Here is a 23,966-nt window from a genome sequence, read left to right on the forward strand (position 1 = left end):
GGATAAAAAAGGAATCCAATACTTGAGCTTCCAAACCTTGGCCTCTGTTAGGCCAAGGAAAAATCCATTTCCGCTTAAAGCAACTTGCCTTGCAAATTGAGAACTTCCTATTCCCAATAATAACCTTAGCTTAGGCTAAGATACGGGTGCTACGTTCTTCGCTTGAAGACCCTTGGGAGTGTCCATTAACTCAAACTCAACATCCTGACCCGGCGCAAGACTTTTGTAGCCGTCTTTTACTATCTCCGAATAATGTACAAAGATGTCTTTGCCTGCCATGGGATCATCCTCAGTCTGAATGAAACCATAGCCCTTTGCATCACTAAACCACTTCACCTTTCCTATTGCCATACCTTCCTCCTGCAAAAAACACTTCACACGAAGCAAGCTTTCTGCATCGTGGAGGAATTATATCACATGATACTTACTCAGTCAACTATTTGAGAGAATAAATATAGCATAATTGGCCTATCAGGCCGATATAAGGCACTATCATTCACATAATGTGCATGTTAATCTAAACTGCAAGGAATCATTTTGCCTACAACAAGAGCTAGTGTTGAACTTTTTTTATTAATTTTGCTGCACGTGTCATATTAGAGTCTATAACCAATGCCTTGTTCAACTCTATTAATGCCTCATCTCGCTTGCCGACGCTGTTATATGCTGCTCCGAGGTGATAGCGCAGCTCGGCAGCGTCCGGCTGCAGCTCCACCGCACGCTTCAATGTGTTGATTGATGCCGCATATTGACCGAGTTTGTACTGACTCCAACCGAGACTGTCAATTATATTTCCATCATTCGGAGCAAGCGCTGCCGCCCTTTTTGTAAGTCGGAGAGCCTCATTCAGCTTGATGCCACTATCCGCATAAAAGTAACCCAGCGCATTCAGCAGCTGAGGGCTGTCAGGGGAAATGGCCAGAGCATGCTCATATGCAGACTCGGCTTTCTGCAAATCGGGCACATTCTGATATACCTGAGCGAGGATGACATACGTAGATGCAAGCTCTTCATCGGTGAGACTGCGATCAAGTCTTCCAGACTTTATACGCTTAAGCAGCGCATCGCCAATATTAGCGGCATCATGATAGCGTTCTTTTTTGAAGAGCAAGTCGATGGAAATAGCATATATGTCGAACCGAGAAGGATCGGACTTTATGGCGGCATACATCTCATTTACTGCGGCATGGGGTTTATTACTATCGAGCAGGCCGACTGCCCTGGATATACGCGAAAGATCACGATCAGCGCAGCCGCCGATCAGAAATACAAGCAGGCAAAGCAGTATTGTTGTCTTAATGCGAAGCAAGTTGGCTCCAGGACGCGCAGAGCAGAGCATCTATCTCATCGACTGTGGTAGTCGCGACACCGACTTTCCTCACGACGGCTCCTCCAGCACAGTTGGCAATCGCACCCGAACCGGCCAGGTCCAAACCAGAGGTCAGCGCAAGAGTGAGCGCGCTCACTGCCGCGTCCCCTGCCCCGGCCTCGTCATAGACCTCACTCTTGATCGCGGGGACAAGGCTCATCTCACCTGACTTCGAGAATGCGGCAAGACCCTGCGCACCGAGGGTGATGACCAGTTCCCGACATCCGGTGGAGCGCAGTATCTTTCGCCCGGCTTTGTCTGCGTCGGCAATGTCTTCTACCTCTATTCCGGACGCCGTTCCTGCCTCGGGGCGGTTCATAGTTATAAGGTCGATCCCGGCAAAATGAGACAGATTGCGCGGTTTTGCATTGGAAATAGACAGCATGGAATGCTCATTGGCGATTCGTATGGATGCGCGAATGGTATCGGTCATCACCACACCCTTGTCATAATCCGAGAGCAGGATCGCATCTATATCGGGCGCAACATTCTCCAAAAAGTCAACCATACGCTTGACCATGCCTGCGGAAATCTTGTGCTTGTCCTCCCAATCCACACGCACTACCTGCGCGCGGACCGCTTGATGCCGGTGCGATGCCCAGACACGGGTCTTGCGGGTGGTCGGACGCTTTTTGTCCACAAACAGACCCGATGTGTCTATGCCGGATGCTGAAAGAGTCGATTTGAGCTTTTCACCGGCTTCGTCATCGCCCACGACACCTACCACACAGGCCTGTGCGCCCAAAGCACGTATATTATTGGCTGTATTTGCGGCACCGCCGGGCATGCAACTCGTGTCCTCTGCATTGACGACCATGACAGGAGCTTCCGGAGAAATGCGGTTCACATTTCCCCAGATGTGCTCATCGAGCATCATATCACCCAGCACAAGCACACGTTTGCCGGTAAATTGTTTTAGTGCCGCACGGCATGCGTTTAAATTCATTGTGACTGCCTTTCCAGCTTTTCGACAACACCCGCGGCAATCAACGGGATCATAAGCTCATGGTGGCCGGTGAGAGAAATCCCCTCGCCGCCTATCTCACGCACACGGGCAACTATCTGCTGGTTCGAGCGATAGTGCTGAACAAAGTCCAGGTTCACCCCTGTCATGCCGGCCATATCGCAGCCCATATTTATCAGCATCGTTATGGCCTTCAAAGCCACCTCCGGCAAGACCACAGCCGATCCTAAATTCGCAAGCACACCGCCGCCGCCGAGATTTCTCATCGCCTCGGTGAGAATCCTGAAGTCGCGCAGAGATGCCGTGCCTATCGCGCTGCCGTCTGCGCTTGGGTGCATATGCACAATATCACAGCCGATGCATGCATGGATCGTAATAGGAACATTGCACTCGTAAGCAGTCGCAAGCAGGCTCACCGATTTATTCGGGGCATTCATCTCCACAAGCCCCCTGCCCAGAGCTTCGCCGAATCCCAGTTCCTCGTCATTCGCGATTTTGGCGGAACCGTTGAGAAAGTCGGCAGTTTCGACGGCCATGCCGAACATACCAGTGTGCATACCGTCGACTACATCCTCGCTCGTCACTCCAAAACGGGTTATCTCGGAATCATGGATGGCTCCGGCGCCGTTCATGCCTATCGCTGTGATGATTCCCCTGCGCATCAGATCGCACAGCATTGGGCTCAGGCCGCATTTGATGACATGAGCGCCCATCGTAATCACAACCGGCTTACCTGCGCGGTGAGCAGCCACTATGCGCTCTATCACCGTCCGAATCCATCGACCGGCAAATATATTTGGCAGGCTCTCAAAAAACTGCGCAACTCCGGCTCCCGGACTGTGAGGCTCGGCAAAATCGGCTACATCGACCTTGCTCTTGCGATCGCAAATCGACATCGTCCGCAGATTGCTGGGGTCCACGACAGGATATTTTGAACTCATCTTTTGACTCCGTATACTGTCAGCACATCGTTGAGCTGGAACAGCCTCGCCATACCGCCGCGTATGGCTGCGCCCGTGCTGCCAGGGAATTTTCTCCCGCCCGACACCGGCGGATCAACAAGGTCAAAACCCGTCTTATCCAATAGCCGCGAAATGCTGGATTTCATAAAGTAGAATATATGCTCGGCGGGCTTCAAATGACGCCAGTTTTCACGCTGTGCCCTGAACCGGATGTGACCCAGGTTCGGCGTCCCGATCACTACCATGCCACCGGGCGATAGAATCCTGTTCACTTCGATCATGTGTGCAGTCGGGTCGGGAACATGCTCCAATACATCCCACATGGTCACACAGTCGAATGAGCAGTCCCGGTAACCGGCATCCTCAAGCACGCCCGTCTTTACGTCCAACCCCATCTTGCGTGCCTCCTCGGAGGCATATGGGGAAATTTCAACACCCGATGCGCACCAACCCCTGGTGTTCGCCGCCTCAACAAAATAACCCAGAGAGCAGCCTATGTCAAGCAGTCTGCCCGGCTCTCTTATCAATTCTATCTTGCGGAGACGGCTGTCGCCCCGCTTGAGCCTGAATGATCTGCGACGGCGATATAGATCGAAATATGAAGCATCGTATTGATCGGCTATTGCTTCCGGCTGAGGCCAGGTAAATGCCAGAGAGCATTTCCCACACTGATATACTTTATGGCCTCCCTTGCTCACCAGAACACTCGTAACATTGCTGCCGCAGAGATTGCAAATTATAGGTTTCGGACTTTCCACGCTTAGCTTTCCACTTTCCACTTACTCAAACAACGAATCAGGCAGGCCGGAATTGTATTTGATGTCGCTCATCTCGGTCGTGCCGACCTTGTCACCGCTGGAGGAATACATCTCCGCCTTTGTCGGCAGCCATATGATCCCGTCGATATTCTTGGGGTTGGAATATACTACCCTAACCTTGAGATCACCCTGCCCGTCGCGCTTCTCCAACTTCTTCAGCCAGAGGTCATTCTTATCGATCCAGATAAAAGTCTGCATGTCGCCCTTCGGCCATTTTAGTTGAAGCTTAATCTCACAGTTCGCCTTTGCCTCAGCATCCTCAACAATTTCGACTTTACGATTGTCCCACAGCGTTGATGTAATCAACCCGACATCCAGTGCACTCTGCAATTTGGCGGGATCGTCCGAATAGTCCGACCGCTTGTTTATCCTGACGGGCGATGCACGAAATATCTTGATGCCGCCATTTATAATGTACTCGAATTTCACCATGCCCAGCTTGCCCTCCATCCGCATCTTGTCGGGAAGCTTGAGCATAACCCTGGCGGATTTGAACTCATAAAGCCGGGTATAGTTTTCATCGATCTTGGCTATTGCATCCTTATTGGACTGGGTCACTGTGCCAAGCATGCTGATATCCTTGAGACCATTTGTCGCCGCCTGGACTTTTGCCTTTAGCTCGTCGCTTGTTATTGCAACAGATGGAACAGACAGTATCAACACTAGTATGCCTATGATCGGCAGGATGCGCATGTATGGTATTCTACTTCTCATCAACTTGATCCTCGTTCGATGGGCCTTGCGAACACAATTCCCACAAATATGCATAACGCAGCAGAGACGAACATGCCGTAAGACCGCATAAGACCAAACCATGTACGCCATCCAGAAAACCCTGACGAAAGACATACATTTTTATAAATGAGTGCCACGGCCTGTACAGCAAATCCACAATATGAAACCTGCGGCCTTCATTATACTTCTGCTGGGCGGCCGCTCTGGTGTATAAAACCATTTTGCGGCAATAGTCCGCCATCGTATCATAGCTGTAATGAATAATCGGGTGTTCCAGAGTGCCGACAGGCCCGTTATAGTCAAGCGTCTCATGCACCAGCCTATGCGGTATGCAAGCCTTATCGCGTCTTACCAGTCTGAGCTGATAATCGGGATACCAACCGCAGTGGCGAATACATTTTCCCAAGAATGATGTGGTGCGAGGCATCTTGTAGGCACCAAACTCATCGGTCTCTGCTGCCGCAACGATTTCGGAAGCAAGCTCTTTTGAGACTACTTCATCGGCATCAATTATCAATATCCAATCTTCTTTGGCAAGCTCGATTGCCGCACTCTTCTGGTCTGAAAACCCGGTAAATTTCCTTTTGGAAATATTGCTTGTGTATTCTTTGGCTATATCCAGCGTTTTGTCGGTGCTGTGGGAATCGAGTACGATAAGTTCATCGGCAAATGTCAAGCTCTCTAGACACCGCGCGATCCTTGCTTCCTCATTATACGTAAGAACCAATGCAGAAATTCCCATACTCGCTCACATGCCCAACAGTTCGTAATACAACGATTCATTTTTGTGCGCCATATTTTCTAGACTGAAGTTTTCGCGCACTCTTGCCCGTCCGGCTTCGCCAAATCGCCTCGCCTGCTCGGGATCATCGATCAATTTGTCTATCGCATCCGCCAGGCTTTTGGGATCGGCAGGAGGAACCAGATAGCCCGTGACACAATCCTGCACGGACTCACGCAGACCGCCGACAGCACTGGCAATGACCGGTTTTCCGGCAGCCATCGCTTCCAATGCAGCGACACCCAAACCTTCAGCCAGCGAAGGCATCACGAACGCATCAGTCACCGCGAGAAGACCCGGCATATCGGAACAAAAACCTGTGAACGAAGCCGAAACTCCTTTATCGCGCGTCAATGCTTCAAGCATATCACGCTGCTCGCCATCACCTGCAATTATCAGATGAACCTTTCTCTTGACAAGACTGGCCGCTTCAATGAGATAGCGGATTCCTTTGCACTCCGCAAGGCTCGCGGCACAACATATTATAAATGCAGACGGATCGATTCCAAGCCGCTCTCGCAGATTTGGATCGCCGACTGCATGCTCGAAACGGTCGACATCCGTCCCACTTTGAATGACCCTGATCTTTGACGGCTCTACGCCGGAAAGCACCAGCTTATAGTGCACAGAATCAGATATTGCAATGATCGCCTTTGTCCATCGTCCGTAAGCATCAGTATTCGGCCAGAGCATTTTCACTATATCATCGTTGCGCCTGGTCGCCAACGCTATACCAATACCTGCCAATCTCGCGGCGGCAGAACCGAGGACATGCGCGCGTGAACTGTGCATATGGACAATATCAGGACGCTCCCGGGCTATTATCGAACGAATCGACAGAACTGCACTCACCGACAGGATAGACTTCATCTCGACAGGAAAAGATGCAAAACCGTTCTCATCAGCCCACTTCTGAAGTTTGGAGCCGGGTCTGCAGACCAGCTTGACGTCATGCCCCCAGTCGCGAAGATAGGTGCAAAGCCCGGATACCTGTCTCTGACCGCCGCCCCATGACATCTCGGAATCCACATGAAGCGTCTTGAGTTTTTTGTCCATCTAGCCTGCCTCAACAGCGATTATGGATTCAACGCACGAAATCACTTCTTGCACGTCTATGTTTGTCATGCATTTTCGCCCAAACTTACACACGGTCTGCATGCATGGACTGCACTCCTCGCCCGATATCACCAACTTATGACCCTCACCCTGCGGCCCAGTGACTTGCCAGTTTGATGGACCATACAGACCAACCACTTTCTTTCCCAGCGCTGCGGCCAAATGCAGCATCCCGGAATCCACCGCAACAAGAGTCAAGCATCTGTTCAAAATTCCTGCAGCCTCATCAAGAGATGTCGCTGCACTCAAGTCTACTATGGACTCACATAGGCTTGTAATCTCCACTGCCGGGATAGTCCCCAATACTACTACCTTATATCCCCTGTCTATAAGATGCCGGCCGACCTTTGCGTAACCTTCATCCGTCCATTCCTTTACGCTGCGTCTGTCTGAAGTGCCCGGGGCAAATGCGACAATCTTGTCTTCAGCCGAAATGCCATGCCTTGCGAGCACATTATCTCCCGCCGCACATTGATCTTCTGTCAACTTGAGCAGTCCCGAATAATCATGTGATGTGATCTCGCAGCCCAAGGCGGCAATCAAATTGAGATTGTTTTGCGTCGAGGGCGGATGTGTAAAGCTCACCTGCTCGGTCAACAAAGAGCCGAGAGATGTGTTTACAAAACCAACTCGTCTCTTCGCACCACTCAGATATGCAAGTACGGCGCAATCCGCACTCTGCGAAAACACGACAGCCAGGTCATATCGTGCGGCCATGATGCGCCCAGCGAGCATAAGTTTGTTTAGGTTTATGCCTCTATTCCTTGGCAACACGTTGTCTATAAGGCCGGTTGCGGTGAGCAGACTGCAGCAGTTCGGTCTTGCTACGCTGGTAATATGCGCATCGCGAAAAGAGTCGCGCAGGCACTTTAAGGCCGGTAGTGAAAAAGCAAGGTCGCCTACCTGGTTGAGATGAAAGCAGATGATCTTCATTCCATCCTACGCTATCAGCGGCGCAACCGCGCTCACGACGTCTTCGGCAGTTATGGCCTGCATGCAGTCGACATTTTTGCAGGTCGGATGCCTGCGGCATGGGCTGCATGGAAAGTCCTTTGCAACCCACACAAAATTCGGCTTCTTCTGAAAACAACGCCATGCGCTCGCACCGAAGAGGCCTACGGTCGGTCGGTCGAGCGCGACAGACATATGCAGGAGTCCCGTGTCTACACCTATCACGGCTGCGCACTTCTCCATAAGCGCTCCCGCCTGTTTGAGCGAAGTCTGACCTGCGCTTATGACCGGTTTGCACTCGGCATTGTCAGAAATCTGTTGTGCGAGTGGGATATCGGTCTTGGAGCCGAAAATCAATGACCGTGCGCCATGACGCAGCCATAACATATCCGCCACTTGTGACCAGCCCTCAGGTGTCCAGTGCTTGTTTGCCCATGTCGTGGCGGGGCAAAAGCCGACCACCTTTTCGGTGTCAAGCTCATTATCACCAAAAAAACCGGCTGCAAAAGATCGGTCATCATCACCAACAGGCATATACATGGCCGTATCGGTCGAGCGGACACCTATTTTTTGCAATAAGTCAAGATTGCGCTGCTGGGCGTTCACGTCGTCGCCGCCAGGGTCATATCTCTCATGATACAGGCATACGCTGCACTCCGCACCATCCGCAAAACCTATTCTCCTTTTCGCCCCGGAAACCAGACATACGCCTGCACTGCGAAGCAGCCCCTGCAAGTCAACACAGACATCGAAATTGCGTGATTTGAGTTCTCTACTCAGGCCGGACATAGACTTAATGAAGCGGCATGCGCCGCTGATCGGACCATGACCCTTGGTTCGCTCCCAGACAATCACTTCATCCAAATATGGGTTTCCGAGCACGATATCGGCTGACTTGCGTTCGACAACCCATGCGATGTAGCTGTCTGGATAGGCCTGACGTACTGCACGCGCGGCTGGAGTCGCCATCAACACATCGCCTATTGCGCTCAGTTTTACAATCAATATCCTCTTTGGCACATCAGCGGGCATTGGGCGATTCCTTTCCGGGCATTGTCGAAGCTGCTGAGACAGACGGAGACAGTTTCCATCGGTCATGCAGCCAGAGCCACTGTGACGGGTTGGAGCGTATCTCATGCTCGATTGCTGCATTGACCAGTTCAGTCAGATTGCAAACATCGCGCTCATGGTCACCCGTGGGCATATACTCAATGCGCGGATAGACCTTTGCCTGGTACTTGCCTCCGTTGACTCTGCGTGCAAACACGGGCACTATCGGAGCGCCTGACTTTAACGATAAAACCGCCGTGCCGGTTGCAGTCTTTGACGGCCTGCCGAAGAAATCTACAAATATACCACTGCTGTCATTCTGATCGGGCAGGATCCCCAAAATCTCATTATTCTTAAGCGCCCTGAATGCGCCTATGATTGGCTGATCCCGGTCAAAAACTCGATAACCGCCGTCCTCGCGGATGCGTTCCGTTATACCGGTCATGCCCGGATCATCACTGTCGCGCGCGATGACATTCACCTTATAGCCGAGTATTACCAGCTTACGCGCAAGAAGCTCCCAGTTGCCGTAATGAGCGGTGAGGATAATGCAGCCTTTTCCCTCAGACAAAACCGAACTTATATGCTCGCCGTCCTGGAGGTCAATCATCGAATCGATTCGGTCTCGGCTCAGGGAAATCAAATAGAAAAATTCGACTGCAGCCTGCGAGAAGTGCTTGAACACTTCTTTGGCGATAACCTGTATTTCCTCTTCGCTCTTGTTATCCGCGTAGACGCTCCTGAGGTTTTTCAAGGCAACGTTTCGATATCGGCTGGAAAGCTGATAAAACGCCGAGCCGAGAGTCTGTCCGATGAGCCTGACCGACCACGGCCTCAACAGACCTGCTGTTTTGGTCATACACCAAAACGTGATGCGGCCTATTAGCTTAATCAACCGCTTCTTTGGCGGAAGTCTGCGTACCCTTACTTTTGATTCGATTAGCAAAACGAATGTTATCCTCAACTTCGAGTCTGATCACGAGTATGTGCAAGTTGTTGATACGAACAAGCTCACCCAGTCGAGCGAGGTCTTTCTGAGTGGTCACAATGGCCTCGGCAGACGATGAACTGCGCTCACTTTCGATCAGAGATATATCCTCGTGCGAATATTCATGATGGTCCGAAAATACAAGCTGCTTGACGACTATGGCACCCAGCGATTCGAGCATATCTATAAACGACTGGGGCTTACCTATACCGCAAAATGCCAATACCCTGCGGCCTTTTACCCAGTCCAGAGCAAGCTGCTCGCCATCAGAGATGCGAACAAAACTCTCAGGCGTGCGCCGACACCGATATATATCGACCCCCGGAGCAATACGCCTGATGCGCTGTTCGACAGATTCTATGTCAGTGGCTCCGTCGGTATTCAGCAGCACTACGCCCGCGCGCTTGAGACCATTCACACTTTCGCGCAGATCGCCCATAGGCATCACAAACCCGCTGCCGAAGGGCTTTGCCGCGCTCACTAATACTATATCAAGATCGCGGTGAAGCTGCCAATACTGCAGGCCATCATCGAGCACAATTACATCAGGACTAAACTCTTCGACAGCCAGTTTCCCGCTGACCCGCCTGTCTTTTCCCACAACAACCGGCACGCCCGGCAGGCTCAGAGCAAGCAGAACAGGCTCGTCACCTGCCTCTGAAGCACTTGCCGACACATGCTTGCCGTCTGAGACAATCAATGCGCCTTTCGCAGACCCGCCATGCCCGCGCGACAGGATAACCACCTTTTTCCCACTTTGAACGAGCAGGCGGCATATGGTCTGGACCGCCGGAGTCTTGCCGGTGCCGCCGAACGTCAGATTGCCGACACTTATCACAGGCACACTCAGGGCATATCTCTTTCTGATGCCGAGTGAGTATAGCCAAAGATAGACTGCCAGACCGGCTCGATATATTATTGACAGAAGCCACAGAGCACCTCGGATCAACCAGGACAGTGCGCCCCTGTCTTCGCCGACTATTACACGTTCTATATAGTCCTTAGTCATGGTTATACAGCCGCACCAGCGCTTCGGCTGTGCGTCGAGATGCACCCTGATTTGCCTGCATCATCTGTTCACAGCCGACTCTGATCTTCTCCAACAGCGCAGCATCACCCAGCATATCGGCTATACTCTCGCCGAGCGCATGGCCGTCCGCAATCTCAAAACCCACTCCCGCAGCCTTTGCCTGAGAAACCAAGTCCTTTGCCTTGAATGTATATGGACCAAAAAACACCGGCTTGCCCTGCGATATGGGCTGGAGAATGCTGTGACAGCCGCGAGGGATCAGGCTGCCCCCCACAAAACTCACGTCCGCTATGGAATATACCCGCGCCAGTTCGCCGAAAGTGTCCAGTATCACGACATCCTCATCGCCTGTAATGCTCACAGGCTCGCTACGCCAGCCGCACTTCAAGCCCATTTCATGTGCAACAGAGACTATCTCATCGCGGCGCTCTATCTGCCTGGGAGCTATTATCAGCCGCAGGCTCGGATGAGCATTCCTCGCAATCACGTATGCTTCCAACACGGGCGCATCCTCGCCGGGGTTTGTGCTGCCCGCAACAAATACCCTTGACCCATCTGGAAATTTGTAACGCGACCATATCTCGTTCTTCTCCGACTCGCTTAAGTTCTCAGCCGACTGATCGGCCTTGCAGTTGCCGGTCACGATCACCTTCGTTTGGTCAGCACCCAGCGCAATTACCCGCTCTGCATCGGCCTGAGACTGCATACAAAATAGGTCTATATTGGACATGGTCCACCGATAGAGCCATGGTATCTTCCTTGAGCCGGACATAGTCTTGTCAGATATCGTGCCGTTTATCATGGCTGTCTTCACGCCCTTTTTGCGCGCTATGTGGCGGAAATTCGGCCATATCTCGGTATCGGTGCTCGCGAACACCCTTGGTTGGACACTGTCTATGGATCGAGACACGAAAGGCGCCAGATCGAACGGATAATAGAAAAATGCATCGGCATCCTTGATCGACTTGCGAGCCATCTCCTGGCCGGTCTCGGTCGTGGTCGACACCACTACAGCAGCATCAGGCAGCATCTGCTTAATTTCGCTCACAACTGCCGCGCTGGCCACCGACTCACCCACTGAGACGGCATGAATCCATACCTTTTGCTTGTCCGCTATCTCATCGGGCAGAGCCGTATAACCCATCTGCTGACGCCATGACTTGCGCGATTTGCCTGAAATAAAAATGCGATACAAAATAAACACCGCAATAAGCGGCGAGAGTATCAGCAGCAACAGGTTGTATAAAAAGTAAGTCATACAAGTTTGATGGTTCGATAGTTGGATGGTTTGATAGTTACAATCCGCGTCGAAGCATGCAGGTAAATTTCTGCCATCCATTATATTATACATGTCATTCCGAACTTATAACCCGAATTGCAGAATTTGATTAGTTAAGATGTAGCTGCAATTCGGGTTAGTGAGGAATCTGCCTTTTACTACGTGTGGTTCAAAGCAGATTCTTCGCTGCGCTCAGAATGACAGTTATCTATTGCTTCTTTTTATTAAGTGGACACTTACCGGCTTGTGACCACATTGGTTCAAAGCAGATTCCTCGGCTTCGCATCGGAATGACTTACTTTAACGGCTTTGCTGCTTTATGCAGAGTATTGCGCAGCAGGCACATTATCTCAAAATTTCATTGGCACGGTCTTCCGCGCTGTTAATGGCATTCTCTATCATCTCGGCGGCTTCCTGCTCCTGCATACCCTCCGGGATATGTATCGGGTCGCCGAATGCAATCACCGCGCGCGAAAAAGGCATAGGGATCATATGAGAATCCCAAGAGTGCAGCCTCTTGCACGGACTGCATGCAACACCCACCGGCAGCACCGGGCAGCCCGAACGCTGCGCCATATATACAGTGCCCTGCTGCACCTTCTTAGGCGGACCTTTGGGACCATCGGGTGTATATGCAAGCACATTGCCGTTCTTTAGACACCGAATCGCTTCGAGCAGAGCACGGACAGCATGCCTTGCGCTCGACCCGCGAATTGTATGGAACCCTCGCAGGCGCAATATGCCGTTTTGCAGTTCGCCGTCCTTTGAGACAGATGCAATCGAATAAAAACCCATGTGACGGCAATAATAGATAGGCAGCACGGTCACGCCATGCCATGGTAGGATCAGCCCACCTCTGCCATCGTCCCTTATCTTTATCAGCTTCTCCCAGCCCTCAACCTTGAACCGGACTGTCATTGCGATCCCGGTGGATATGAGCCAGAGCAGCCGTATGATAATGCCTCGCTTGATCCGCTCTCTCAGACTCGATCTCTCGCCGCTCATTTTGCACCCTGATCGCGAAACTGAGTCTTATATAACTGCTCAAAAAGGCCGCCTGCGCTCATTAGTTCATCAAATGTGCCGGACTCGATCACGCTGCCCCTGTCCATCACAAATATTTTATTTGCGTTTTTGACGGTCGAGAGCCGGTGCGCGATCACCAGCGTCGAGCGGCCCTTCATCAGGCGGTCCAATGCCTCCTGGACGATGCCTTCGGACGCGGCATCCAGAGACGAGGTCGCCTCATCGAGTATGAGAATCCTTGGGTTCTTGAGCAGAGCGCGCGCAATCGAAATCCTCTGGCGCTGGCCGCCGGAAAGCCCCACTCCACCCTCGCCAAGCTCGGTGTCGTAGCCGTTCGGGCACTGCATAATAAAATCATGCGCGTTCGCGGCCTTGGCAGCCTCGATTATCTCGGTCATATTGGTGCCGGGTCTGCCGTATGAGATGTTTTCTGCGATTGTGCCGCTGAAAAGGATCGTCTCCTGCGGGACCATCGCCATGTGCTCGCGCAGACTCTTTGTGTTGATCCAGCGTATGTCATGACCTTCGATCAGGATCCGGCCTTTGTCGACATCGTAAAAACGCAAAATGAGGTCAGCTATCGTCGATTTTCCGGCGCCGCTGGGACCGACTATAGCGACCACCTCTCCGGGGTCTATCTTAAAAGACAGTCCCTGAATCACGGGTTCGCCAGGATTATATTCAAAACAGACATCCTCGCACTCGACCATGCCCTGAACATTCTTCAGAACAATTGCATCAGGCGCATCAGGCAGATCAGATTTGGTATCGAGTATCTCAAATACACGCTCGCCCGCCGCTATTGTCTGCTGATAGAGCGAGCCTAGACGACCGAACTGCTTGGCCGAGCCCGCTACATAAAACGCAAGGACCATGAACTCAGCAAGATCAGGAAAAGTGATTGTGCCCTTGACCAGCATCCGACCGCCGATTATCATAAGTAAAGCTGCTGCAATGGAACCCATCAGCTCGACAATCGGTGTCACCAATGCGTTTCGCCGCCAATATTTGAGCGTGGCAGCCAGGCTGTTGTTATTCGCCTTGTTGAAACGCTTGACCTCGTAGTCCTCCATCCCAAAAGCCTTTATAACCCGCACACCATGGATGGACTCCTCGATGGCCGAACTTACGTCCGCAAACCTTGACTGAGTGGCGGTCGTCAGAGGCCGGATCTTCCTAGTCAACTTGTTTATTGCAGCACCCATCAGAGGCACAAATAATATCGTACAGACCGTGAGCTGCCAACTGATGAGCGCCATCTTGGCCAGTCCGCCGATTACCATCAGAGGACCGTCTATCGCCTGGACGACTATAGTGCTCGAGTTTTGAATGAGCGCGACATCTACACTCATCCGGGACAGGATATCCCCTAACCTGCTCCTGTGAAAATAGCGCAGAGGAAGTGTCTGCAGATGTGCATAGACATCCGCCCTCACGTCTGTGCCGATGCGGCTGGTGACGGAGGCTATTAGATAATTATTGAAAAAGGTGAATGTCGACTTCGGGATATTGATGAGCACCATCAACGCCGCAGCTATTATCATCAGCGCGGCCGGCGCATTCTTGGCATCAAAGAGACCATGTTTGATGCCGAACCTCACTATGGCATAGCCTGTGACCGGCTCATTGCTGGCAACCGCGGTAAACCATTTTATCAGGGTCGCCATAAACAGTGTGCAGCCGGTCATCAACAGCCCGCATACTAAAGCTGTGATCAAGCGGCCTTTATGAGCCAGAACATATCCTAAAAGGCGTTTTTGAGAGGTCACATTTACCTGCCTATAATCTTGATATCAACCATGAGATCGGCATATCACTCGACGAGTATGCCAGTATGGCATACAGCGCCAAAGCCAATGCTGTTATGAGAGCGCCTCTGTGCTCGTTGTTATTCACGACCTGCCTGATCGAGAATTCACCATGACCTGCCAGAGAACGCGGAAAAGAGATGAGCCTTGGTATGGTCTTACAGTATTCATTAAACTCATCTCCGAACAAATTCGCAAGCAGCCTTTCCTCATAAGAAATTGCGCCGCCATGAAACAGCCAGAATAAAATCGGGCCGGCAATCCAGACAATGGGTTGGTTGCACATGATAAAATATCCCAGGCTGATAAGGAAACTGCCTATATATAGCGGATTGCGGCAAATTGCAAAGGGTCCGGCGGTTATCAGACTCTTTAGCTTGCTCAGATACCCCGATGCCCATATGCGAATCGCTTCACCTACAATGACAAACGGCAGACCTATCAAAAAACTTTTTGGAGTCGGCTTGGCGACCAATAGAATGATGATGGACGCCAATAATAAAAAAGAAGTCCTTCGTCTGAAGAGAAAATATATCAGCTTGTCTATTTCAATCCTCCCATCTCAAGCAGCAAGTGTGACGCACGGACAAGCGCACCCGGTTCACCAAGCACACGTCTGACATCGAGCAGACCTGCCTTCATTGTATCAAGGTTCTCGCTGTCCTGCAGCAGGCTGAGCGCAATATCCGACGCAGCCTCAGGGGTCGCCTGCTCATTTATGAGTTCCGGGCATATGCCCCTGTCCGCTACGATATTCGGCAGCCCGATGTATTCCTCGAGCACGGCCTTACGGAACAAAAACTCAAAGCGCATAATCGCCGACCCGCTGTATATGATGACCATCGGTGTGCCCAAAATTGCTGCTTCTAGTGTAGCTGTCCCGGACTTAGATATCAAGAGGTCGGAATGAGCCATGCAGTCATATGTGCGGCCTTCGATCACGCGGATCACCGGCAAATTGCTCTTTCCGGCGGCGTCATCTATGTATTTATGAATCCGGCCAGTTCTTCCTGCTGCTGCTATTACAAATTGAGCACCGCCGAGTTTTTCATCGATTATGCGAGCACACTCGATCATTATAGGCATGTGCTCTTTCAGCTCATGCCCACGGCTGCCGGGCAGCATGCCAATAGTGGGCAGTGTGTCGGACAAGTCGAACTCACGCAAAAAAGTGGCCTTGTCAGCCGAGGGTTTTACTATGTCTATGAGCGGATGGCCGACAAACCTGGCGTCGACTCCTGCCGCGCAAAGCAGTTCCTGGGACCAGGGAAATGGAGTTATCACTTTGCCGCCGCAAGCTATCAGTTTGGCTGCATTCTTGGGCTTTCGCCTCCATGAAGACGGCGGAAAGTAGTACACCACCGGTATGCCGTTTTTATGCGCGATCTGAGCCAGCCGGATGTTGAATGCACCAAAATCTATCGGCACAAACAGCTCAGGCCGCCGCTCAAGCAGTTGAGACCGAAAGTTGAAATACTTTGCGGCTACCGAGGGAAGTGACTTTAGGGTCTCCGATACGCCTATGGTGCCGCCGCCTGTCATATCTACGGTCACATCGACACCCGCTTCACGCATTTTCGGACCGCCCGCACCCCATAAGTCCAGGTCATTTCGTATATTTAGCAGTTCGGCGGCCAGTCGGCCGCCGTACATGTCGCCGGACGCCTCACCGGCAGATATGGCAATTTGATATGACACTATTAGAACCTGGGAGCTTCCAACTGCCGCCCCGCATAGCCTTTTCTGATGCTGCGAATGAAGTTGAGCAGATATTCAAGCTCGGAACTCGGCTCGACCTCACGCTCGATTGCTTCCAACGCCTGACTGGTGTTCAGGTTCGACCTGTAGAGCAGCTTATACGCCAACCTTATGCCTGCCCGTTCCTGGGGTCCCACACCATTGCGGCGAAGGCCGACCTTGTTGAGATCGTATACCCTGGTGGGTCTGCCCTCGACCATCGCGAACGGAGGCACATCTTGCAGAATCTTTGAGAAGCCACCGATCATAGCCAGTTTGCCGATGCGGACATTCTGATGAACGCCCACAATCCCGCCAAAGACGACCTTGTCCTCGACAACAACATGGCCGCTGATGCCCACGGTGTTTGCCATGGTGATGCAGTTGCCGAGAGTGCAGTTATGGCCTACATGGCAGTATGCCATGAGCATATTGTTGTCGCCGATGGTCGTGGCATTGCCCTCGCCACTGGCTCGATGCAAAGTTACGCATTCCCTGATAATATTATTGTCACCGATCTTCAAATAGGTCGGCTCACCCTTGAACTTATAGTCCTGAGGAGCACCACCCAAGACCGCACCGCTCAAAATTTTGCAGTTTTGCCCGATGGTCGTGTTGGTCTCTATAACCACATGCGAAGCAAGTCTGGTCCCATCACCGATGCGGACGTTCTTGCCGATTATGCAGTAAGGTCCGATCTCGACACCCTCACCTATCTCGGCTGACGCATCTATTATCGCGCTCGGGTGTATTTCTGTCTTCTGGTCTGTTTTATTCATCGCTGCGCCGAGCTCCGTTTTCTTCTGTCTCGGCAGCATCGCCGGTCAGTTTTCGCCTTCTGTCTCTTTCTACAAGTGCAAACATAAACTCGCCTTCCGCCGCGACCTCATCGTCGATGCGTGCCACCGCCTTCACTTTGCCGATATTTCCTCTGGATGCAATCATTTCGACATCGGTGACCAGCGTGTCTCCCGGCAACACCGGTTTTCGGAAACGAACCTTGTCCATTCCACCAAAGTACGCCAGCTTGCCTGCATTGCCGGTCATCGAAAGCAGCAGCACTCCTGCAACTTGTGCCATAGCCTCGCAAACCAACACCCCAGGCATTACGGCATGACCCGGGAAATGACCCTCGAAAAACTCCTCGTTTATAGTCACGTTCTTGTAACCGCGACAGCTCTTTTCGGGGACAAGCTCCAGAATCCTGTCGACAAGCAGGAATGGATACCTATGCGGCAGCACATCCCTGATTTGCTCTACGTCAAGCATATCTCTTCGCCTACTCCAATCTCACGATTTTGTAATTCACAGACCATACTCTCCAACGTCTTCGCAAACTCGACATTGAGCATGTGGCCCGATTTAACAGCCAATATCTCAGCTTGCGGCACGCTGCCCGCAAGGGATAGATCACCGATCAGGTCCAGGACTTTGTGTCTGACCAGTTCATCGTCAAAACGTAGTTCCGAACTAAAATGGTCCCGCCATATGACAATCACATTATCTATGCTGCCGCCTTGAGAAAGCCCCTCATTTAGCAGCCCGGCTATCTCTTCATACAATACAAACGTCCTGGCCGGAGCAATCTGCTCACCGAAGTCCGTCTCGCCCGGCACATATGAGGCAGTCTGAGAGCCTATCATTGGGTGATCGTAATTGAGCACATATGTAATGCTCAACCTGGGCGCGGGTACGGCCAAAATATATGAACCGTTTTGACGCACACATATAGGGTCCTTCAGCTCGACCAATCTGCGCTTTGCATCCAACTCCACCACACCCGCTGCATCAATCGCCTCGGAATATACCAGAGCACTGCCGTCAAGTGCAGGTAGTTCGGGGCCGAGCACCTCGATTATCGCGTTGTCTATGCCCTCACCGCTCAAAGCTGCCATCAAGTGTTCAATGGTGCGAAAACTCGTGCCGTTGCTGCCGATGGTGGTCCCGCGCGATGTGTCGGTCACATTGGAAGCAAGTGCGCGCACGATGTTGTTCTCGCCGTCGCTGAAGACGATACCGAGGTCATTGTCCGCAGGATGAATGAATACCGTTGTCTGGTCACCACTGTGCAAGCCCGTGCCGGTCAGCCGTACGCTTTCGGCAATTGTCGTCTGATTTGAGGTGACGACCGAACGCTTGGACCGGCATGTCCTGGTATTCATATCAATCTTCAGCACATTCATCTACAGCACATTCCCCACTTAGTCTCGCAACCTCATTTTCCAGGTCACGAAGTCTTGTCATTATCTCCGGCAGGTGCAGCCTCGCAGCCTGGACTCTCATCTCAGCACGATGGTCTCTGGCCGGGAAGCCCGATACTACCGCGCCCTGCTCCACATTACCTATCACACCGGCTCGCGCCGCCACTTTTGCGCCGTCGGCAATGTGGACATGGTCCTTTACGCCGACCTGAGCCGCCAGAACAACACCACTGCCGATCTCCACGCTCCCGGCAACACCGCTCTGCGCGACTATCACACAATGAGCACCCACCTTTACGTTATGCGCAATGTGCACCAGATTGTCGATCTTTGTCCCGCTGCCGATCACAGTCACGCCGGTCTTTGCACGGTCGACGGTGGAGTTCGCACCGATCTCCACGTCGTCACCTATCTCGACCGTCCCTATATGCGGAAACTTCATCAGTCCCCGCGGCGACGGCTTGTATCCAAACCCGTCAGCGCCGATCACTACGCCTGCATGCAATATCACATGTTTGCCAAGGGTGCACTTGGAATAAACAACTACCCCAGGATGGAGCACGCAGCCCTCCCCAATCGTGACATCACGAGCAATATATACGCCAGGGTATAAAACGCATCCGTCGCCCAAACTTGTGCCCCGGCCCACAAAACAGTTCGCCCCTATCGCGACATCCTTGCCGAGCAGTGCGCCCTGTTCTATGACCGCTCCGCATCCGATGCCCGGAGACGGACATTCCTCACCGCCCTTGAAGACCTCTAGCACCTTAATAAAGGCTTCCACCGGGTCCGCAGCACGTATCAGGCACTTGCCAGGCGCACATCCCGAGTCAGTGCGCGCAATAATACAACCAGCATCCGAAGAGATAGCCTTTGCAAAATATTTTGCATCCTCAGCCAAAACTACATCGCCGACCTCAGCATCATCCACGCCTGCAGCGCCGGTTATGAGCGTATCAGGACTGCCGTCCAATATCCCGTCGACAAGAGCGGCAATATCCGCAGCGATGATCTGCATTATGAATCGCCCGCCATGCTGATCACCGGATCACATCCGTTCCATATGCTCTCACTCATCAATCGAGCAAAACGCTTGGTCTCATCGGGAATTCCCTTTGACTTCCGAGTAAAAATGACTCTCACGCCTTGAGTTTGGGCAATTCTTGAAACAGCGATCTTTACATCCTGCCTGATGCGACTTTTAAGGCTGGTATTCTCTTCGCGCCAGTCTGCAATATCGATCCGGCCGGAACCGGCAAATGCTGCGCTTGACTCCACTGCAAATGCCCTACTCGGATTAGACAGTAATGCAGTTGAAGTGTCGCCGAAATCATAAAGCGAGAGCAACTCGCGCAAAATTTCATTTCGTGACGCCGCGCCCTTGTTACTGATCTTCCTCTTTTCACCACTCTCAATAATAGACAGAGATGCATCCGTCCGAGTAATGGCATTCGACCACAAACTATCCGTCAGAGCCTTGGCCTGATCCAACACCTTATCTGTCTCCAGCGAGCACTGCTCATTGACCCGGGCAAGCCCATTTTCAGCCGCCGCGATTTTTAAATCGTTCAACTTATCATCAATGCCCGGCTGGCCCGATCTCAACTGCAAAGTTTTAACATTCAGCTCTGCATTTATTTTATCGGCGCAGTACTTGCGAGCTATCAGCTCAACCTGGTCTGCAGCTTTTTCACTGATTTCTTGTGCCCTCGCAGTCACCTCAGTCTCGTAACTCTTTTTCATCGTCTCGCGCCTCTGGCCTAGACGCAGATCAACTATCTCCAACTGCTGCTTCTCGAGTTTCAACATCGCGTCATCGGCAAGACGAATAGCCTCTGAAACAAGGCGTTGCCTGATATTCGGGTCCAACTCTGAATATTTGATATCGGTATCAGCATTCTTGCCATACACTGCTGATCCGCCGACCTTTACCGAATCGGCCAGCGCATCACTCATTACCGACCCGGTCATTGATACAGCCTGCCACGCAGGATGCATCTGCACCAGAGTGTCTATGTCGACATAGACAACTTCACGGTCGTTCGCTTGCCTAGGCGCGCTAACGGGCTGACTACCAGATAGAGTCAGCCCGGCAACCGTCGCAATCAACATCGCGCCCGCCAATGTGTATATTGCAAACTTCAAGAACAGTCTCCGATAAAAACCTACTGCATCTTGCGGTCGAGGTTCTTTATGATATCGTCGGTAATATCAAGTCCGCCAAACAAAACAGCGTCCTTTGCAATCACCATCGTGATTCCCTTCTCACCGGCAACCTTATTGATCGCTCCTCTTATATCTGCATCCGCCTTGCCGAGCAGTTCCTGCTGCTTCGACTTGAGCTGACCGTCATAGTCCTTTGCAAGAGCGTCCAGGGTGTCCTTGGCCTTTTGACGCATATCCTGCAGCTCTTTGAGCTGAGCCTTCTGCTCATCGGTCGGCTCTTTTGTTGCCTGCAGATTCCGATACTGATCGTCCCTTGTGCGCTCAGTACTCTCGATCTCCTTGATACGCGCATCCTCGGCAGCTGTCCGATTCGACTTGGTCTTGAGCGTAACGAGTTCCTGAATCTCTGCCTCGTTGAGCATCATGTTCTGGTTGCGAATATCTACCTTCTTGCTTAAATCCTGCCCGAATGCATTCAATTCCTCACTGTATTGCTTGACACGCGGCGCATTCGTATACACCTTCTCGACATCTACAACAGCAATTTTTTGAGCCTGATCGGCAGCAGATGCTGCTGTTGCCATCAGTCCGGCGCTGACGACCATTATCGCCAACACCCACGCCATAGTGCGTGATTTTAACATAAGGATGCACCTCACAAACGCATTATGGAGGCTAAGATGCCGCCTCCTGCAAAAATTATATCAAATACGCCACAGCCCAACAAGCAAAAGAGGTTTACGTCCACAACGTGAACCCACTAACCCGGATTATGCGCTTCCCGCAAAATCCGGGGCTCAGACACGCTCCTCGTGAATAATGCAAGCTAAGCCCATATGGCATAGACGTAGCAAAACAAACTGTATTGCCGCCGCAACAATAAATTTCATTGCAGACAAAAAAAGGGCCGGATAGATGAACCATCCGACCCTGTACCATTAGTTTATCGGATCTTGCTAACCCGGATTATGTGCTTACCGCATAATTCGGGTCTCTCCTCGTGAATAATGCGGGCTAAAATGCCTGACCCATACTAAAGTGCGTCCGCGGGCCATATCTGCCCTCCGCATAGTCAAGCCGCAGGTTGCCTATTGGTGTCGCCACCCTTAAACCAATGCCGACACCAACATTACCTACAAATGAATTGCTCTGGGGAAGGTCTTCTGTGTTGAACTCATCCGCTGTCCCCCAAGCATCTCCATAATCCACAAACGCCACACCTGCGATTGACTGAGCAATCGGCTTGCGATATTCTATACTCGCAAGCAGCATCTTGTCACCCCAGAATTGGTCCTCTCTGTATCCGCGAAGACTCTCACCGCCGCCCACGAAAAACTGCTCGAAATAGGGTATGGTGCCGTTGCCGTACCCTGCTCTGAGACGCATCGCCCATGTTGTCCGCTTATCCTGCAGAGAACTTTTTGGGCCCTGCTTACTGTAATATCGCCTGATCTCGATGGATGTCTTTTGGTACCCACCGCTGAAATCAAATGGGATCGGCTGCTGGTCGACATCATATGTGCCGGGTTTGCTCTCATCTTCGACTAACACGGCATTCGGTTCGTATCGAGTGGCGTCTACCGCACCGACTTCAAATGAAACGGCATCATATCCGCCCGCCGCGGGATCGAGATCATAGTCACGAGTGTTGCGCACATAACGAAGTGAACCACTACCGACATTACCATCCTGCACAATGTTGAGAATGCTTGCATCTGTAAGCAGACTAGGATCAGTCTCGACATTCTCAAACGAACCACCAAGATATAATCTTACCTTTTCATTCATCGGACGGCTTACGGTTACCTCGCCGCCTTTATGGCGCTCATTGTATGCATCATCATCACTGCTGAAAATTCCCGAAGAAAATCTGTAAATCAACTTGTTGTATGCGTTTACGTTCAGTGAAGTATGCTTGGTATCTATCCACGGCTCATAGAAACCCAACTCGTAACTCGCATTGCCCCCGGTTGCGTTATCAGTGGTGCCCTGCTCCCACATCAAATTTAGACCCTGACCAAGGCCGCGGAAGTTTGTCTCGGAATACCTCGCCTGGCCGACAAGCCTCTGCTTGGACGAATAACCAACACCAACCGACATCTGGCCGGTCTTTTTCTCCACAACAGGAAGAACAACTTTGACATAACCAATTTCGCTGCCCTGATTGATCTGTGGCGTCTTGATGTCCTCAAGAATGTCCAGGCTGCCTATTTTCATCATGTCCTTCTGGAGAGTCTTCCAATTGAATATCGTTCCGGGTTTGGTACTCATCTCTCGCAGAAATACCATCTCTTTGGTCTTTTTGTTATCTACGATCTCGACACTCTCGACCCGGTGCACTACTATCGGCACGGTCAAAACGCCTGTCTGAGAATCAACACCACCATCCTCGGCGACATAAGCAATGTAGCCCTGCTCGCCATAGAAATTTTGAATTGATTCGATATCCTGATATAAGACGGCTGTGTTGAGGATATGGCCCGGCTTTGTCTTCATTAATTCCAGAATCTGCTGGGCTGTCATTGGTTCACTGTTGACGATCTTGATGTCACATATCTTTGGGTTCTCAGTCACTTCAAAGGTGACCTTTACACCCTCGGCGACATCCTCGGTGTGAACCGTTACCGCACTGAAATATCCCAGAGCTATGATTGCGGCCTTATCCTTATCGATAGTCTGCTCGTCATAGTCTGCGTCCACCTTAAGCAAGATGGCATTCAATATGGTGTCGGTGTTGATGTTGTCGTTGCCCGTCACGGCAATCTCAGTTACTTTTTTTGTTTCCTGCGCCATAAGCACTGCCGGCACAGCCAACACACTCAAGACCAAAGCTGTAAATATGGCATCTCTTAAAAAAACATATGCCCGATTCATCAGATAATTCCTCCACGTCCGTTCCCTCGACAGCATACTCGCCGAGATTATATTATATGACCCAATTCTTGTTCAAGCAAACGAAATGTCTAACTCAAAGCAGTTTGTGCC

23 protein-coding genes and 1 pseudogene are annotated in these 23,966 nt (G+C 51.6%); all 24 read right to left on the reverse strand.

The window, feature by feature from the left end:
- Positions 1–135: 135 nt before the first annotated feature.
- Positions 136–351 carry a cold shock domain-containing protein gene (locus tag LLG46_14625; GenBank protein MCE5324531.1) on the reverse strand — a complete coding sequence of 72 codons (216 nt, stop codon included), beginning with the start codon at positions 349–351 and terminating at the stop codon, positions 136–138.
- A 202-nt stretch (positions 352–553) separates the two neighbouring features.
- Positions 554–1,309, reverse strand: coding sequence for a tetratricopeptide repeat protein (locus LLG46_14630; GenBank protein MCE5324532.1), 756 nt, complete (start codon positions 1,307–1,309; stop codon positions 554–556).
- A complete protein-coding gene (locus LLG46_14635) occupies positions 1,296–2,315 on the reverse strand; it encodes a PfkB family carbohydrate kinase (GenBank protein ID MCE5324533.1) in 1,020 nt (339 codons plus the stop codon). Before LLG46_14635 ends, LLG46_14630 begins: the two co-directional genes overlap by 14 nt.
- Entirely contained in the window at positions 2,312–3,274 is a 963-nt protein-coding gene (locus LLG46_14640) for a hypothetical protein (protein MCE5324534.1), read from the reverse strand. The genes LLG46_14635 and LLG46_14640 overlap by 4 nt, the downstream gene beginning before the upstream one ends.
- On the reverse strand, positions 3,271–4,053 hold the full coding sequence (locus tag LLG46_14645) for a class I SAM-dependent methyltransferase (GenBank protein MCE5324535.1): 783 nt from the start codon (positions 4,051–4,053) through the stop codon (positions 3,271–3,273). Before LLG46_14645 ends, LLG46_14640 begins: the two co-directional genes overlap by 4 nt.
- Before the next feature lie 21 nt (positions 4,054–4,074).
- Entirely contained in the window at positions 4,075–4,827 is a 753-nt protein-coding gene (locus LLG46_14650; protein ID MCE5324536.1) for an outer membrane lipoprotein-sorting protein, read from the reverse strand.
- Positions 4,817–5,590 (reverse strand): glycosyltransferase family 2 protein, encoded by a 774-nt coding sequence (locus LLG46_14655; GenBank protein MCE5324537.1) that lies wholly within the window; start codon positions 5,588–5,590, stop codon positions 4,817–4,819. Before LLG46_14655 ends, LLG46_14650 begins: the two co-directional genes overlap by 11 nt.
- A 6-nt stretch (positions 5,591–5,596) precedes the next feature.
- Entirely contained in the window at positions 5,597–6,685 is a 1,089-nt protein-coding gene (locus LLG46_14660; GenBank protein MCE5324538.1) for a glycosyltransferase family 4 protein, read from the reverse strand.
- Positions 6,686–7,678, reverse strand: coding sequence for a glycosyltransferase family 9 protein (locus LLG46_14665; protein MCE5324539.1), 993 nt, complete (start codon positions 7,676–7,678; stop codon positions 6,686–6,688).
- 6 nt (positions 7,679–7,684) lie between these two features.
- The gene (locus tag LLG46_14670) at positions 7,685–8,728 is read right to left on the reverse strand and encodes a glycosyltransferase family 9 protein (GenBank protein ID MCE5324540.1); all 1,044 of its coding nucleotides are present in this window, start codon (positions 8,726–8,728) and stop codon (positions 7,685–7,687) included.
- Positions 8,718–9,692, reverse strand: coding sequence for a lysophospholipid acyltransferase family protein (locus LLG46_14675; protein ID MCE5324541.1), 975 nt, complete (start codon positions 9,690–9,692; stop codon positions 8,718–8,720). The genes LLG46_14670 and LLG46_14675 overlap by 11 nt, the downstream gene beginning before the upstream one ends.
- Positions 9,634–10,743: a tetraacyldisaccharide 4'-kinase gene (lpxK, locus tag LLG46_14680; GenBank protein ID MCE5324542.1), complete on the reverse strand. Its 1,110-nt coding sequence runs from the start codon at positions 10,741–10,743 to the stop codon at positions 9,634–9,636. Before lpxK ends, LLG46_14675 begins: the two co-directional genes overlap by 59 nt.
- Positions 10,736–11,959, reverse strand: coding sequence for a hypothetical protein (locus LLG46_14685; GenBank protein ID MCE5324543.1), 1,224 nt, complete (start codon positions 11,957–11,959; stop codon positions 10,736–10,738). The genes lpxK and LLG46_14685 overlap by 8 nt, the downstream gene beginning before the upstream one ends.
- A gap of 429 nt (positions 11,960–12,388) precedes the next feature.
- Positions 12,389–13,048, reverse strand: a complete 660-nt coding sequence (locus LLG46_14690; GenBank protein MCE5324544.1) for a lysophospholipid acyltransferase family protein — start codon at positions 13,046–13,048, stop codon at positions 12,389–12,391.
- Positions 13,045–14,838, reverse strand: a complete 1,794-nt coding sequence (locus tag LLG46_14695; protein MCE5324545.1) for an ABC transporter ATP-binding protein/permease — start codon at positions 14,836–14,838, stop codon at positions 13,045–13,047. Before LLG46_14695 ends, LLG46_14690 begins: the two co-directional genes overlap by 4 nt.
- A 10-nt stretch (positions 14,839–14,848) precedes the next feature.
- Positions 14,849–15,373 carry an isoprenylcysteine carboxylmethyltransferase family protein gene (locus LLG46_14700; protein MCE5324546.1) on the reverse strand — a complete coding sequence of 175 codons (525 nt, stop codon included), beginning with the start codon at positions 15,371–15,373 and terminating at the stop codon, positions 14,849–14,851.
- A gap of 47 nt (positions 15,374–15,420) precedes the next feature.
- On the reverse strand, positions 15,421–16,575 hold the full coding sequence (lpxB, locus tag LLG46_14705) for a lipid-A-disaccharide synthase (GenBank protein MCE5324547.1): 1,155 nt from the start codon (positions 16,573–16,575) through the stop codon (positions 15,421–15,423).
- A 2-nt stretch (positions 16,576–16,577) separates the two neighbouring features.
- Positions 16,578–17,393, reverse strand: a complete 816-nt coding sequence (lpxA, locus tag LLG46_14710; GenBank protein ID MCE5324548.1) for an acyl-ACP--UDP-N-acetylglucosamine O-acyltransferase — start codon at positions 17,391–17,393, stop codon at positions 16,578–16,580.
- A 64-nt stretch (positions 17,394–17,457) separates the two neighbouring features.
- Positions 17,458–17,883 (reverse strand): annotated as a pseudogene (fabZ, locus tag LLG46_14715) (3-hydroxyacyl-ACP dehydratase FabZ).
- Positions 17,871–18,797, reverse strand: coding sequence for a UDP-3-O-acyl-N-acetylglucosamine deacetylase (gene lpxC, locus LLG46_14720; protein MCE5324549.1), 927 nt, complete (start codon positions 18,795–18,797; stop codon positions 17,871–17,873). The pseudogene fabZ and the gene lpxC overlap by 13 nt, the downstream one beginning before the upstream one ends.
- Complete coding sequence (gene lpxD / locus LLG46_14725; protein MCE5324550.1) at positions 18,778–19,833, reverse strand: UDP-3-O-(3-hydroxymyristoyl)glucosamine N-acyltransferase; 1,056 nt, start codon at positions 19,831–19,833, stop codon at positions 18,778–18,780. The genes lpxC and lpxD overlap by 20 nt, the downstream gene beginning before the upstream one ends.
- Entirely contained in the window at positions 19,833–20,960 is a 1,128-nt protein-coding gene (locus tag LLG46_14730) for a hypothetical protein (protein MCE5324551.1), read from the reverse strand. Before LLG46_14730 ends, lpxD begins: the two co-directional genes overlap by 1 nt.
- A gap of 20 nt (positions 20,961–20,980) precedes the next feature.
- The gene (locus tag LLG46_14735) at positions 20,981–21,625 is read right to left on the reverse strand and encodes an OmpH family outer membrane protein (GenBank protein ID MCE5324552.1); all 645 of its coding nucleotides are present in this window, start codon (positions 21,623–21,625) and stop codon (positions 20,981–20,983) included.
- A 370-nt stretch (positions 21,626–21,995) separates the two neighbouring features.
- Positions 21,996–23,855, reverse strand: coding sequence for a BamA/TamA family outer membrane protein (locus LLG46_14740; protein MCE5324553.1), 1,860 nt, complete (start codon positions 23,853–23,855; stop codon positions 21,996–21,998).
- Positions 23,856–23,966: the final 111 nt, after the last annotated feature.

The organism is bacterium (assembly GCA_021371935.1).
In the GTDB taxonomy this organism is placed as follows: Bacteria; Armatimonadota; UBA5829; order UBA5829; family UBA5829; genus UBA5829.